Raw genomic sequence first — 13,275 nt, 5'->3', positions numbered from 1 at the left:
GTCATTATTTACTCGTTCAGTTGAACGATGTCACCAGGAACGACTTCCATACTGCGTGAGTTTTCGCATTTATCGTGAAACGCTTTGCGCGTTTCGTCGCTTCATCCATCTTGTGGGAGATGTAAATGATCGCGCAGCCTTTTTCCTGTAGCTGCCGGATAATCTTAAACAAGTGCTCGGTCTCGTTGTCTGTCAACGATGACGTCGGTTCGTCCATGATGATGATCTTCGAATTGTAGCTGACCGCCTTCGCTATCTCCACCAACTGCAAGTTGGACGCCGACAGCGTTCCCGCCAGTACCTCCGGATCAATGTCCAGGTCGACCTCTTTAAAGAGCTCCTTTGTCTTTTTGATCATCGTCTTTTTATCGACGGCGATCCCTTTCATGGGGAATCTTCCCAGCCAGATGTTTTCCATTACCGGGCGGAACCGGATTGGGTGCAGCTCCTGGTGGATCATCGAGATTCCCAGGTCCAACGCCTGTTTCGACGTATTGATGACCCGTTTCTTTCCATCCAGGATAATCTCGCCGCCATCTTCATGGTAGATGCCGAACAAACACTTCATCAGTGTCGATTTTCCTGCACCGTTCTCGCCCATCAGAGCATGCACGCTGCCGGGCCGCACTTTCAAGGTTACTCCGTCCAGCGCTTTTACGCCCGGGAATACCTTCGTGATGTTGTTCATTTCCAGCACATATTCTCCCATACGATCAATCCTCCTTCTTGCTAAAATTAAGCGGGGAACGGAAAGCGCTCGCTTTCGCGTTCCCCGTAGAGCAGAGCTTTTCTTTAAGAAATCAAAAGAAAGTGTACTGCGTTCGCGCTAATTAGGACATGTAATCCTGATAGTTGTCCTGTGTGACCTTTACATAGTCAACCCAGACATACTTGTCGTCGGTAACCGGATAGCCAATGTTCTCTTCGGTGATTTCCTTACCCTGAGCAGCTGCAACAGCGATGTTCACGCTAGCATTGCCCTGGCTGGTGGAATCGTTCAGAACTGTACCGAGCAAGGAGCCGTCCTTCATAGCTTCCAGAGCCGGAGCCGTTGCGTCAACGCCAACAACCGGAATATACTTGGACTCGTCGCCGGAGTTGTAGCCTTCTGCCTTCAGAGCTTCGATTGCGCCCAGAGCCATGTCGTCGTTGTTGCACAGAACAGCTTCGATCTTGTCAATGCCCTGAGAGGAGATAAATGCTGCCATCAAGTCGGTAGCCTTAACCTTATCCCACATAGCGGTGTCAGCAGCCAGCTGCTCAACGCCGAATCCAGCCTCTTCGATTGCCTTCGGAGCATACTCGGAACGGAGGGTAGCATCCTGGTGGCCAGGCTCGCCCTGAATCATGACATACTGGACCTTGCCGTCGCCATTCTTATCAGCTTCCGGATGAGCGGTGAAGTAATCAGCGATGATCTCGCCGGACATTGTACCGGACTGCTCTGCACGGCAGCCAACATACCATGCCTTGTCATCGGAATTCATGTCTTCCTCGGACGGCTGGCGGTTCTGCAGAACGATCGGCAGATCTGCGTCCTTCGCCTTGGTGATGATCGGGCCAGCAGCGGTCAGATCAACCGGGTTAACAATCAGAGCATTGACGCCCTTTGTGATGAAGGTATCAACCTGTTCGTTCTGGGTGGGCTGCTTGTTCTGGGAGTCCACGATGTCGATCTTTGCACCCAGCTCTTCTGCACGAGCAGTCATGGTGTTACGAACGCCGGTCATGAACGTATCGTCAAACTTGTAAACGCAGGAGCCGATGCTTACATCAGAAGCGTCTGTGCCTGCTTCGGAAGGCTCTTCGTTGTTGTCCGTGGACGCAGTGCTGTCTGTGCCAGTGGACTCTGTCGAAGAAGTGTTGCTATCATTGCCGCAGCCAACCGCTACGGAAGCCATCATCATGGCTGCCAGCATAAATGCTAATACCTTTTTCATACCTGAAAATCCTCCTACTTTCTTTGAAAAATCTTCTTTCGGTTTTGCAATGAATCTGCGCTTTGTGTATTTGCACAAATGCGAGTTCAATTGCGATTTACTATTAGTAAGTATAGCTGTCCCTATTCAAAAAATCTATATAAAATTCTTCGGTCTTGTATGAAATATCTTCGCTCTTTTGCTCGATTGTTTTTGCCAAACAATGACCGCCTTTGTGAAAAAGGACAAAATAGCTTCTTGAAATTAGGGGAACATGCCTAAAATCTGTCGTAAATTGGGGATGGCATGCATAGAAAACACAAGATACAGGGACAACCTTCCTTTCCCGAAAAATTTCACAACAAAGCGATCCTTTCTATAAGGATTTTTCTTTCAGCATGCATAAACCGCCTAATAGCCGCATAGAAATCTTTGTTGAAAAGGAGGCGGACAATATGGGAGATTTTGCATGCGTCCAGGCCGCAGTCGCACCCCTTTGGAATGCGCCAAAAGAAGGCGCCGTACGGGTAGACGAAGCTCTTTGTGGCACAGAAGTTGAGATTCTAGAGAGTTCCGGCGCCTACCGGCGGGTACGAACCGCCTATTATTATGAGGGATGGGTCCTAGAAAACACGCTGTTTCCGCTTTCCTCCCCAGAACAGTGGCGGTCCGCATCCAAGGCCGTTGTCTGCGCGTCCTTTGCAGATCTCCAACATGAACCGTCGGTACAGGCTTCTACCCTTTGTACGTTGCCGCGCGGGGCACGCCTGCGATGGGAAGAAGCCTCTGCTACCGACAAATGGCAAAAAGTATTCCTTCCAAACGGCACGCCCGGATTTCTTCCCGCTTCGTCCCTTGTTAAGCCGTTTCACGGCATTGGCGCCCGAAAAGCACCGCAATTTCGCTGCGACGTGGTTCGCTCTGCAAAATCCTATTCAGGAACCCCCTATCGGTGGGGTGGGATGACCCCCATGGGAATCGACTGTTCCGGCCTTTGCTTTATGGCCTACGCGCTAAATGGCGTCTACATTTTCCGTGACGCGCGCATCGAACCCGGCTATGCAATTGAACAGATCCCCTTCCGCTGTGCTGGACCAGGAGACCTGCTCTTCTTCCCCGGGCATGTCGCTATGTTAATAGGAGGCGGACGATATATCCACTCGACAGCCGGAAACGGGTGCCATGGAGTGGTAATTAACAGCCTGAACCCCCGCTCTCCTGAGTACCGCGCCGACCTCCCGCGCAAATTGCTCGCTGTAGGCAGCCTATTTGGGCAAAAATTTTCCGGCCAGGGGAGAGGAAAAGCCCCTGGCCGGAAGCGCCGCGTTGAATAACGATTCTTATTCAATATATTGAGGAAAAACACGAAAGCAAATTCATAAAAGCGGCCATCAACATTTCGATGGCATTTTACCCAGACATCCTTCCTACTCGCTCGGAATTCTCACATTTTGAGATCTCTCAAAGCTCTGGGTTTGTTACGCTGGTATATAGTATAAGATATTTCAATGAAAAAGGCAAGCGATTTTGCATAGAACATTGGTCATTTTAGGTGGGCTTGTTTCGTTATTTCACCAAATTCTTATTCGTCTGCGGAATAGATCAGGTTTCCTTCGGGACGTGGCTGTGCATCTGCAGCAAACAGGCGGTTGACTGTTTCTTCATCCGCAACTCCAGTGATTTTCAATTGATTGACATACTGAAAGTCCATAATCGACTGCTGCGTCCCCTCTCCATACAGGCCTGTGGGCTGCACAAAAAGGTATCCTAACTCCGCCAAACGCAGCTGAAGATTCTTGACTGCATCCCCTTCATCTCCCAGCTTCAGGGAATCCCCCTCCGGCTGTGCAGGAGCAGAACTGACATCACCGACATTCATGTCCGGGTTCCCGCCCGTAGGCGCTTGACTTTGGCCATCCTCCGGCGCCAAAGACGTGGTTCCCTCCGCCAGGGATGGGTACACGGTCCCCGCCATAAAACTGACGGCCGAAATCACCCCATTGCCCTGCCATTGCATCAAAGCGGGGTCCATTTCATAGACGCGTCCTTCCTGTACTGCTGTCAGGTTCTTGTATTTGTCCGTCTGCGCCAGAGTCTCCTTGAGCCCCGTAGGACAGAAGATGTACTGTGGTTGAACCATCAATAGGGTGTCCACTTCCATGTGGTTATCCACTCCATCGGAAGCTGCATTGATCAGCCCAGCGCATTCGATCAACTTGCCCTCGAGAGTATCGCCTGTCACTACGCCGCCTTCCACATCATAAAGATAACAGACGGAAACCGGCGTATCCGTCTGGGGAATCTGGCGGCTGATGTCGTCGATGGTACTGAAAATCCCCTCGGCAATCTTTTCTCCCCGCTCATATCCTTTCACGCCGCCCATAATAGAAGCGCCAACCTCCCGATACAGGCGGGTAAAGTCTTCGCGGCTCGCTGCTGGCGCGATGGTGACAACATCTACTCCTGCATCGTTCAGCCCTTTCTTTTGCTCTTCGGTCGGAGATTGCTCCGTGAGTACCAAATCCGCCCCAACCCCTAGTATGGACTGTGGGTCATCCATCGTCATGTCCGGAAGTACCGAGAGATCTTCCTGCGTACATGCCGCGCCCTTTCCACAGAGCTGCATCTCATAGCCGAGCGCTAGAATCACCTCTGCCAGATTGGGTGAAAGCACCACAACGCCCTTCGGCTCGTCTTGAATGGTCACTTCATTGACGGTAACTGGAAAGTCCCTCTCTGCTACGCCAGAACTGATGTCCCCTTGTGGTCCACAGCCCAAGCAAGCCCCAATCATCAATAACACGCCCAACAGCGCTGCAAATGATCTTTTCAACATAAGACTTGTCTCCCTTCCGTCCTGTGTCAATCGAGCGGCTGTCCACGCCGGATGCGCGCTTCCGCGTCGTCGATATATTGTTTTGCGCAGCGCGGTGAACGGCCACTGCGGGCGATCGCCCAGCGTTCCGCCCCCGCCCTGATCTCTGGGAGGTATTCGTCCAGCTCGCGCTGGCGTGCCAAAAGCTCCACAATCTCCAAGAAATGCACTTTATCCGGGAGAGAAAATTGGATGGACAATCCAAAGCGGTCTGCCAGCGACATGCTCTCCTGGATGGTATCACCCAGGTGGATTTCGTCCCCTTCCCGATCGGAAAAACTTTCCCGCAACAGATGGCGGCGATTGGAAGTCGCATAAATAAGCGCGTTTTGCGGCCGTGCAGCCAAACCGCCCTCTAACACAGCTTTCAATGCGGCATAGGTGTCGTCTTGCTGGGAAAAGGATAGATCATCAATAAAGATGATAAATTTTAGCGGAACCGATGCAATTTGGTCCACCAACGCTGGGAAATCCATCAACGCTTCCTTGGGAATTTCAATTACACGCAATCCCTGCGGATAGAATTCGTTGAGCATCGCCTTGACCGTGGAAGATTTCCCCGTACCGCGATCCCCATACAACAGGCAGTTGTTTGCAGGAAGCCCTTGCAAAAAGGCCAATGTATTATCAATCGCCAATTTGCGCTGGATCTCATATCCCTTGAGATCGGCCAGGCGCTGCTTGTCCGGATAAGCCACAGGCTGGATGCGGTGGTCTCGCCAAATAAAGGCACGGTAGCGCGCATACATTCCGCATCCATTGGAGCGATAGTACGCTGCCATTTTCGTAATGCAATGGTCGAGTTCGCCATCGAGCACTGCAACAGGTTCGCCTATATTCCATTCGGGGAGCTGCATCCCCGCAATCTCCTTTGCAAATGCACAACTCTCCCGGATCTCTTTGGGTGTGAGAGTCGCCGCCTTCCGGATCACAGCCAAATCTCGCTTCACTGCACAGCGCATTCCTTCCGGAAGTACGGCAGTTCCCGCGGCGGCGGCCAAAGAAAAGGCGTTCTCATCAAACAAAGCGGTCCCCGTGATGCATCCTGCAAGGTTTTCACTGTACCCACGCATACACAATACAGCAAAAAAATCGCCCCACGCATTTAGAAACGATTCCAAGGAACCGCCTTCCGCCTCCCACAGCAGCCGGTAAAACGCCTTTGGAACCGTCCGATTTAAAATCCCTTTATAAACAGAAAGAGAAGCCATCTCCATGGCCACTTCTTTGACTCGATTCGACAACAAAAAAACCCCTTTTCTATCCAAACACCGTTCGGCCTCTATGGCCGTTCCTGTTCTGGGCAATCTCCCCTACTACGCGGAAGCTTCCCGATTAAAACCCCATAGTTATATACAATACATGATACCCTTCAAAGGGTTTTATGTCAAGTTCACGACACGATTTGTCTTGCGAATTTACAAATTGTTTGCTACTATGGTGGTAAATCTGTTTAGAAAGCGATTTCTCCTCTTTCCAGTGTTTCGAAAGGAAGTCAATCATGAAAAGAAATTGGATTCGAGGCATAGCCGCTCTGATTCTCTGTTTTGCTCTTTTATGTACGGCCTGTTCCTCCAAGGGGCAACTTGACCCAGACGTCCTCTTTCGGGAGGCTATGTCGCAGGCAAATGCCCTTGAAAGTTGTGAAAGCCGCTTTTCAAGCGACCTGGAGTTTTCTGTGGGCGGTACAAAACAAACTTTTCATTCCGAGGTTTCCTCCATATATTTTGCCGATCCATTTCGTTTAAAAAGTACGCAGGATGCGGGGACTGGTGCGCCAATTGTAACGTATACAGTGGCCGAGGACAGCGCTTGCTGGTTTTACGCTGAATCTGAGGATGGATGGCTCCGCACTCCTGCTGAAAATCTGAACACCACCCCTCTGGAACAGATCGAGTGTCTGCGGTTGTTGAAGCAGGCTGCTGAACCGCACCTGGTTCGGGAGGAAGAAGTGGACGGTGTGGCAACCTACAAATTAGAGGTGACTTTTCCGGCAGAAATTCTTCGGAGTTCCATTGAGGCTACTGTATCTGCCAGTGGAATGGGGGATGGGTCTCAAACATTGGTGCAGGAGCTTTTGGACAGTGTACCGGCGGTTTATGGCTATTGTTATCTGGAACAGGAAACCGGGCTTCCTGTTCGTATGGAATTGGATACTACAGAGGCGCTCAATACTGTATTTAATAAAATCAGTGGCGACAGTGTAAAGGTTTCCGTGTCCAAGTGTACCATAGAAGGGAGCCTTACGCATTGCAATGACGCTTCCGCTGTAGAGCTTCCGCCTGAGGCAGCTTCAGCGCAAACGGTAGAAGCCGCGGGATAATCATGGCTTTTTCTTTTCATCGTATCGGAAACCTACAAGGGTACTTCTTTCGCACGGTATCCGTATTATAAAAGGCGGTGTGGAGTGTTCCGCACCGCCTTTTATAGAGGGATAAATTAGTAGTAAAACCGAATAAACTTGATGTTGTAAAAATCGCATGCCAGGATGTCGTCCGTCTCAGCCTCATTAATGAGAATAAAGTTTGCACCTACCGCCAAAAGGATTCCGGAACGAGTAACCATATTATTGGTCCCCACCAGAAATTCAACCTGTACTGGCCGGCCAATCTGCGTACGCAAAAAGCCATTCATATATTGTAAGCTTTCCGCTGGTATGGAAGGCGGTTGCGTCGTAGGAGTAATCGGCGCCAATGAGCCGCCAGTTGCGCCGCTCTGAGCAATGGCACTGCTATCTGTGGGCGCTCCCTGCGCAATGTTGTTACGGCTCTCCCAGCGGTCTGACAATGGCGGCCACGGTGTACCGACATGTTGGTTTTCCACAGCATAGTCCCGCAGTGGGCTATTATCTGTATTTTGTAGTTGTTCCCTCTGTAATTGCCTCTGATATGCATTCATCACATTATAAGAAGCGATTTCTTCCAGAGTTGGCAAGTTTGGATTTGCCCGGTAATTGGTAAAGGAAGAGACATCCGGTGCGGAACTTCCGCAACCCGGCCCCACACAAGGTGTGGTCGCGCTGGACATCCCTTGATTTTGAGCGAATGTTCCAGTATCCATATAAAACATACCCTCCTATTTCGTCATAGATTCAAGTGGTTGCATACTTTTGTGTAGGCGTGTAAAAGCAGTGGTCATTGATTCGATTGAATGCAACGCCAATGCCACCTGGCGGAAAATAAGTGGGACATTGCGAACTGTAGGGATTAAAGAAAAATAAACTTTCTCCCACAGCCCCCAAGGTATTCCCCGCCAATGCCCAATCCGCTATTTCATAATGAATTTCTTGTGGATCCATATTCCATACGTTCTGTTGATTGTAGTTTCCATTTACGGTCTCCCGCATACAGACAAACTGTCCGGGTTGTTCAATAATATTGCGTACATTCCCGCCCTGGCTGATTCGGAAAAACTCTCCATAGGGGACTGTCGCACGGTTCATGATGACGGATGCCACTGCGCGCATACCGTCCTCCCCTTCCCCGCCCGCCTCACATTGGATCAACCGCGCCAGGAGTTCTCGCTCGGTATAAGCCATACTCATCACCTGATTTTTTAGAAATTGTCTCAAAGCATCATATGCCTTTCTTCCATGTCGTGGTACTGCTTTTCATTCTTTATGCTCGGAATATTTTGTCTGAACAGCAAGAATCCTGTAAAACTGCTTGACTTTTCCCGCACACTTCTTTAAAATGTAGATGTTCGCCTGAAATAGAAGCCATTAAGATTCGGGCGTCTTTTCTGGCCTATTGGACTCAAAGTTGTTTGTAAGATGGTTTATAAGGCATATAGAAAAATGATTATATGGAAGCGTATCGAAGTGGTCATAACGGGCCTGACTCGAAATCAGGTAGACGGCAACGTCTCGTGGGTTCGAATCCCACCGCTTCCGCCAGTCGGAAGCCCCGGCGCGCAAGTCGCGTCCGGGGCTTTTGGTTTCTATAAGATTACAGAAGGGCAAGTGCGGATTAAGAGAACCCCCAGACAGTATACCGGAACACGCTGTCCGAAACAGTCAGCAAGAGGTCTGGAAACGGCAAAGCAGATTTTCCCCTTGGGAAACAGCCTTTGAGAATGCTGCCCAAAAGATGCACGAGCAGGTTGAACAGATACCCTATCTTCGGAGGAAAGATAATGCCAACACTGGAATCGATCGGAAAAGATAAAGTTGTAAACCACCACCAGGAAGTGCCGTACCGGGTGCTGGAACGCCAGTACAGCTACGATGAAGCTGGACAGCACGCCGAGGACAACGGCAGTGAAAACATGATTATCCACGGCGATAATTTGGAGGCGTTAAAGGCCCTGCTGCCTCGGTACGAGGGCAAGGTAAAGTGCATCTACATTGATCCTCCCTATAACACCGGCAACGAGGGCTGGGTATACAACGACAACGTCAACGACCCCAAGATCAAAAAGTGGTTGGGCGAAGTGGTAGGCAAAGAGGGAGAGGACCTCTCCCGCCATGACAAATGGCTGTGTATGATGTACCCCCGCTTGAAGCTGCTGCAAAAGCTGTTGGCAGAGGACGGAGCTATTTTTATTAGCATTGATAGCACGGAGCTATCTTCCCTGCATCTTCTTTGCAATGAAATATTTGGGAATGTCAACTTTGTGGATTACATTTCGTGGTTTAAGAAAGCTTCCCCTTCAAATGACGCAAAATATTTTAGCAATGATATTGAATATATTCTTGTTTTTGCAAAGAACAAAGCGATTTGGAGACCATCACGTTTGCCCTTAACGGAAAAGCAATTAAGGAACTATCAAAACCCAGATAATGATCCTCGTGGCTGCTGGAATTCAGCTACATATACCTGCAATAAATCTAAAGAGGAAAGGCCAAGTTTGTATTACCCTATCCTAAATCCTAATACAGGACAAGAAGTTTGGCCAAAAGAAACAGCCGTATGGGCGTATTCAAAGGAACAATATGAAGAACATATCAAAAATAATTTGCTTTACTGGGGTGTAGATGGGAAAGCAAAATATCCGAGATTTAAAAAATTCTTATTTGGGCATCAAGGTGTAGTTAATCGTACACTTTGGCATTATGATGACGTGAATCATACACAAGGGGCTTCTATGGAGTTAAGAAAACTAGGAATAACCAGATTTGACACGCCAAAACCCACACGTCTGATTGAGCGTATCTTACAAATTGCATCCACCCCAGATTCCATCATTCTCGACTCTTTTGCCGGTTCCGGGACCACCGCCCATGCTGTGCTGAACATGAACAGGGCCGACGGCGGCCACCGCAAATTTATTCTGGTGGAAATGATGGACTACGCCGGCAGCATCACCGCCGAGCGAGTCAAGCGGGTAATTGATGGGTATGGAGATAAAAAGGCCGTGGAGGGCACCGGCGGTCATTTCAGCTATTACGAGCTTGGGCCTGTGCTTTTGCTGCCGGACGGCAACCTCAACGAAGAAGTGGGCGCGCAGGAAATCCGGGAATATGTCTACTATATGGAGACCAAAGAGCCCCTGCCCGCCGGACAATCGAAGGACGAGCCCTATTTCATGGGCCTATGCCGCAATACCGCCTATTACTTCTATTACGAGCGGGAAAGCGTCACCACGTTGGACTACGCCTTTTTATCTACAATTCGGACCAAGGCCGAAGGCTATATCATTTATGCCGATCTATGCGCTATCCCTCTGGAAACACTGCGCAACCATAACATCCTATTTAAGAAAATCCCTCGGGATATTGCACGGCTGTAAAGGAGCGTACAGAAATGGAACTGAAATCTTATCAGAAAGAGGTTATTGCCGATCTTGCACATTATCTGGAGCTAGTGGTAAAGCTGCAAAGTCCGGCAAAGGCGTACCAGACTTTCTGGAACGAAAAGAATGTTGTGGTGGGCCTTGGTGGTATGCCGGATTATGTGAACGTGCTTCCCGGCGTGCCCCATATATGCGCCAAGGCGCCTACCGGCGGTGGCAAGACCTACATCGCCGCCAGTTCTCTGCGCACGATTTTTGACGCCATGCCCCAACGCCGGGCCAAGGCCGCGGTGTGGTTGGTGCCCTCCGAAGCCATTCTAGCACAGACCCGTAAGGCGTTGGAAAACCCTGATCATCCCTATCGCCAGCGACTGGATGTAGATTTTGGCGGGCGGGTCCAAGTTTACTCCAAGGAACAGGCCCTCCTGGGGCAAAATTTTACCCCTTCCGCCATTATGGAGCAGCTTTCTGTGTTTATTCTCAGCTATGATTCTTTCCGCACGAGCAAAAAGGACGGCCGTAAAGCCTATCAGCAGAACGGTTATCTGGCCGAGTTTGCAAAGTGGATGGACGATCCGTCGGTTCTGCTGGCCGATACCGACGAGACGGCATTGATCCAGGTGATCCGTTATCTGAACCCGGTGGTCATTGTGGACGAGAGCCACCATGCCACTTCGGATTTGAGTGTGGAAATGTTGCAAAACTTCAATCCCAGCTTTGTATTTGACTTGACCGCTACGCCTAAGAAGAAAAGCAATGTTATCTCTTTTGTTGACGCCGCACGGCTGAAAAAAGCCAACATGGTCAAGCTGCCGGTCATCGTCTATAACCGCAAGTCTCAGGCCGATGTGTATGGGGATGCCATCGCTATTCGCGCCAAACTGGAGGCACAGGCAAAGCAGGAGCAGAAGACAAGCGGACGCTATATCCGCCCGATCGTTCTATTTCAGGCACAACCCCGCAATCATGCGGATAGCACGACATATGAAAAGATCAAAAAAACGCTGGTGGACGGCGGTATCCCCGAGCAGGAAATTGCCATCAAGACCGGCGATAAGGACGAGCTGAAGAACATCGACTTGCTGTCCCCGAACTGTCCTATCCGGTACATTATCACCGTCAACGCCCTAAAAGAAGGATGGGACTGTCCCTTTGCCTATGTGCTGGCCACGGTGGCAAACCGCACTTCCACCGTGGATGTGGAACAGATTTTGGGCCGGGTGCTCCGCCTACCTTACGCGCAAAAGAACAGCAGCGAAGTGCTGAATCTCTCCTATGTCATTACCTCTTCCGCGGACTTCCACCAGACGCTGGAAAAGGTCGTGACCGGGTTAAACAGCGCCGGTTTCAGCAACCGCGATTACCGGGCGCAGGATGTGGACGTTCCGGTTGCAGCAGCGCCGAGCCCGGAAGCGGAACAACTTCCCATTGTTCCGCTTCCCTCTGACGAACCGGATCTGCCGGAGGTAGACAGTACCGATTTAAAAGCGCGTCTTGATGCGGCGACGCAGGAGGCAGAGCAATCCGTCCAGAAGGAGCTGTGCAGTCCGATCCCATGCTGGCACAGGCGCTGCAACAGAATAAAATATATGAGGATGAGATCAACCAGGCAGATAATACTGCTTTGAGTCAGGCGCCCCTGGAGGTGCGCGACAAAATGAATCAATTCCGAATGAATGAAGAATTTGCAGAAGAAGCCTCTACCTTACGGTTCCCTCAGTTTATGCTGGAGACCATTCCCAGCCTGTTTTCTGAGTCTCTACGAAACACTGGAGCTGGAACATTTGGAGGGCGGGTTTTCTCTGCGGGATAAAGACGCCCATGTGGATTTCACCACCGTCAATGCTGAAATGGCACGGGTGGATGTGGACAACAGTAAGGACAGCACTGCAAAGGCGTGGCGGCTGTCTGGTGGCGACAGTGCGTTCTTTCGGGAGTGGTTCAGCACTCAGCCCTCCGAAAAACGGCTTTCTCTGTGTAAGGGCATTATCAAGCAGAAACTGTCCAAGATGAACTGTGTCAACGACCGGGAACTGAACGAGTACATCGATCGTGTGATTGGTACCTTGAACGAAGATCAACTTTCTGAGCTGGAGCAGTCTCCGTACCCCTATGTCGTGAAGATTCAGGGGAAAGTAAAAAGAGTTGATTGCCCAACATCGCTTCTGCGTATTTGATACCTGGGTTGGAACAGGATAAAATATCCTGCTTGCCCAACTATGCGCTGCCAGGGGTGATCTCTCCCACTGCCTTTACCTCGATGACGCCGAAATCACTCTACACCGCCGAAGAAGAAATGAACGAGTATGAGTTTAGAGTGGTGTGGAGCCTATCTGAGTTGAACAACGTCAGAGTGGTGGCATCGCAATATTTCCAGATTGGGATTCCAGATCAACGGCCCTATTCATGCTTACCCTGACATCATTGTAATGCTCCACAGTGGGAAGGTGCTGATGGTGGAAACCAAGGGCGATCATCTGGACAACGACGAGTCCAAAGAAAAAGCCAAGATTGGCGATCAATGGGCGAAGTTGGCCGGAAAACAGTATAAGTATTACATGGTGTTTGAGACCAAACAACCGGACTATCCGGGGGCGTATTCTATGGAGCGTTTTATGGAAATTGTCAAAGGTATGTAATGACACGAGATCGAACCTCAGGCTTTAAACATGGAATCACTACGGCTTTTTCATGCGTCTTGCTGTATTCATGTGTTTTAAATCTTCTTCCTTTCCCAAAGACAAGGAA

12 protein-coding genes, 1 tRNA gene and 1 pseudogene are annotated in these 13,275 nt (G+C 50.1%); 8 read left to right on the top strand and 6 right to left on the bottom strand.

Annotated features, from left to right (window positions below):
- Window positions 1-70 precede the first annotated feature (70 nt).
- Together ACGCCZ_RS05480 and ACGCCZ_RS05475 are read right to left on the bottom strand one after the other, a co-directional pair.
- A pseudogene (locus ACGCCZ_RS05480) lies at window positions 71-709 on the bottom strand (ATP-binding cassette domain-containing protein); the annotation flags it as partial.
- Between the two features lie 121 nt (window positions 710-830).
- A complete protein-coding gene (locus tag ACGCCZ_RS05475; protein ID WP_411655510.1) occupies window positions 831-1,940 on the bottom strand; it encodes a galactose ABC transporter substrate-binding protein in 1,110 nt (369 codons plus the stop codon).
- 434 nt (window positions 1,941-2,374) lie between these two features.
- Between ACGCCZ_RS05475 and ACGCCZ_RS05470 the strand changes: the two genes are divergently transcribed.
- The gene (locus ACGCCZ_RS05470; RefSeq protein WP_411655509.1) at window positions 2,375-3,253 is read left to right on the top strand and encodes a C40 family peptidase; all 879 of its coding nucleotides are present in this window, start codon (window positions 2,375-2,377) and stop codon (window positions 3,251-3,253) included.
- A gap of 248 nt (window positions 3,254-3,501) precedes the next feature.
- Here ACGCCZ_RS05470 and ACGCCZ_RS05465 read toward each other — a convergent pair whose 3' ends face one another.
- Together ACGCCZ_RS05465 and ACGCCZ_RS05460 are read right to left on the bottom strand one after the other, a co-directional pair.
- Window positions 3,502-4,755 carry a peptidoglycan-binding protein gene (locus ACGCCZ_RS05465; RefSeq protein ID WP_054324983.1) on the bottom strand — a complete coding sequence of 418 codons (1,254 nt, stop codon included), beginning with the start codon at window positions 4,753-4,755 and terminating at the stop codon, window positions 3,502-3,504.
- A 26-nt stretch (window positions 4,756-4,781) separates the two neighbouring features.
- Entirely contained in the window at window positions 4,782-6,041 is a 1,260-nt protein-coding gene (locus ACGCCZ_RS05460; RefSeq protein ID WP_242967326.1) for an ATP-binding protein, read from the bottom strand.
- Window positions 6,042-6,295: 254 nt separating this feature from the next.
- On the opposite strand from ACGCCZ_RS05460, the gene ACGCCZ_RS05455 reads away from it, so the two are divergent.
- Window positions 6,296-7,117, top strand: coding sequence for a hypothetical protein (locus ACGCCZ_RS05455; RefSeq protein ID WP_054324982.1), 822 nt, complete (start codon window positions 6,296-6,298; stop codon window positions 7,115-7,117).
- A 116-nt stretch (window positions 7,118-7,233) separates the two neighbouring features.
- Here ACGCCZ_RS05455 and ACGCCZ_RS05450 read toward each other — a convergent pair whose 3' ends face one another.
- Window positions 7,234-7,854, bottom strand: a complete 621-nt coding sequence (locus ACGCCZ_RS05450) for a hypothetical protein (protein WP_175055214.1) — start codon at window positions 7,852-7,854, stop codon at window positions 7,234-7,236.
- A 31-nt stretch (window positions 7,855-7,885) separates the two neighbouring features.
- Window positions 7,886-8,332, bottom strand: coding sequence for a cell wall hydrolase (locus ACGCCZ_RS05445; RefSeq protein WP_054324981.1), 447 nt, complete (start codon window positions 8,330-8,332; stop codon window positions 7,886-7,888).
- Between the two features lie 268 nt (window positions 8,333-8,600).
- Between ACGCCZ_RS05445 and ACGCCZ_RS05440 the strand changes: the two genes are divergently transcribed.
- The 6 genes from ACGCCZ_RS05440 (at window position 8,601) to ACGCCZ_RS05415 (ending at window position 13,166) form a co-directional block, all read left to right on the top strand.
- Window positions 8,601-8,689, top strand: a tRNA-Ser gene (locus ACGCCZ_RS05440).
- Window positions 8,690-8,928: 239 nt separating this feature from the next.
- Window positions 8,929-10,524: a site-specific DNA-methyltransferase gene (locus ACGCCZ_RS05435; RefSeq protein ID WP_411655508.1), complete on the top strand. Its 1,596-nt coding sequence runs from the start codon at window positions 8,929-8,931 to the stop codon at window positions 10,522-10,524.
- 14 nt (window positions 10,525-10,538) lie between these two features.
- A complete protein-coding gene (locus ACGCCZ_RS05430) occupies window positions 10,539-12,155 on the top strand; it encodes a DEAD/DEAH box helicase (protein ID WP_411655507.1) in 1,617 nt (538 codons plus the stop codon).
- Between the two features lie 29 nt (window positions 12,156-12,184).
- Window positions 12,185-12,340, top strand: a complete 156-nt coding sequence (locus ACGCCZ_RS05425) for a hypothetical protein (protein ID WP_411655506.1) — start codon at window positions 12,185-12,187, stop codon at window positions 12,338-12,340.
- A complete protein-coding gene (locus ACGCCZ_RS05420; protein WP_411655505.1) occupies window positions 12,312-12,704 on the top strand; it encodes a hypothetical protein in 393 nt (130 codons plus the stop codon). Before ACGCCZ_RS05425 ends, ACGCCZ_RS05420 begins: the two co-directional genes overlap by 29 nt.
- A gap of 201 nt (window positions 12,705-12,905) precedes the next feature.
- Window positions 12,906-13,166, top strand: coding sequence for a hypothetical protein (locus ACGCCZ_RS05415; protein WP_411655504.1), 261 nt, complete (start codon window positions 12,906-12,908; stop codon window positions 13,164-13,166).
- Window positions 13,167-13,275: the final 109 nt, after the last annotated feature.

Source organism: Anaeromassilibacillus sp. SJQ-1, assembly GCF_046693725.1.
In the GTDB taxonomy this organism is placed as follows: domain Bacteria; phylum Bacillota; class Clostridia; order Oscillospirales; family Acutalibacteraceae; genus Anaeromassilibacillus.
This window is presented reverse-complemented; position numbering and strand designations above follow the sequence as displayed.

What these genes read in the sequence shown, in the direction of transcription:
- ACGCCZ_RS05475 (WP_411655510.1), bottom strand. Translation starts at nt 1,940, where the DNA reads ATGAAAAAGGTATTAGCATTTATGCTGGCAGCCATGATGATGGCTTCC.
- ACGCCZ_RS05470 (WP_411655509.1), top strand. Translation starts at nt 2,375, where the DNA reads ATGGGAGATTTTGCATGCGTCCAGGCCGCAGTCGCACCCCTTTGGAAT.
- ACGCCZ_RS05465 (WP_054324983.1), bottom strand. Translation starts at nt 4,755, where the DNA reads ATGTTGAAAAGATCATTTGCAGCGCTGTTGGGCGTGTTATTGATGATT.
- ACGCCZ_RS05455 (WP_054324982.1), top strand. Translation starts at nt 6,296, where the DNA reads ATGAAAAGAAATTGGATTCGAGGCATAGCCGCTCTGATTCTCTGTTTT.
- ACGCCZ_RS05450 (WP_175055214.1), bottom strand. Translation starts at nt 7,854, where the DNA reads ATGGATACTGGAACATTCGCTCAAAATCAAGGGATGTCCAGCGCGACC.
- ACGCCZ_RS05445 (WP_054324981.1), bottom strand. Translation starts at nt 8,332, where the DNA reads ATGGCTTATACCGAGCGAGAACTCCTGGCGCGGTTGATCCAATGTGAG.
- ACGCCZ_RS05435 (WP_411655508.1), top strand. Translation starts at nt 8,929, where the DNA reads ATGCCAACACTGGAATCGATCGGAAAAGATAAAGTTGTAAACCACCAC.
- ACGCCZ_RS05430 (WP_411655507.1), top strand. Translation starts at nt 10,539, where the DNA reads ATGGAACTGAAATCTTATCAGAAAGAGGTTATTGCCGATCTTGCACAT.
- ACGCCZ_RS05425 (WP_411655506.1), top strand. Translation starts at nt 12,185, where the DNA reads ATGAATCAATTCCGAATGAATGAAGAATTTGCAGAAGAAGCCTCTACC.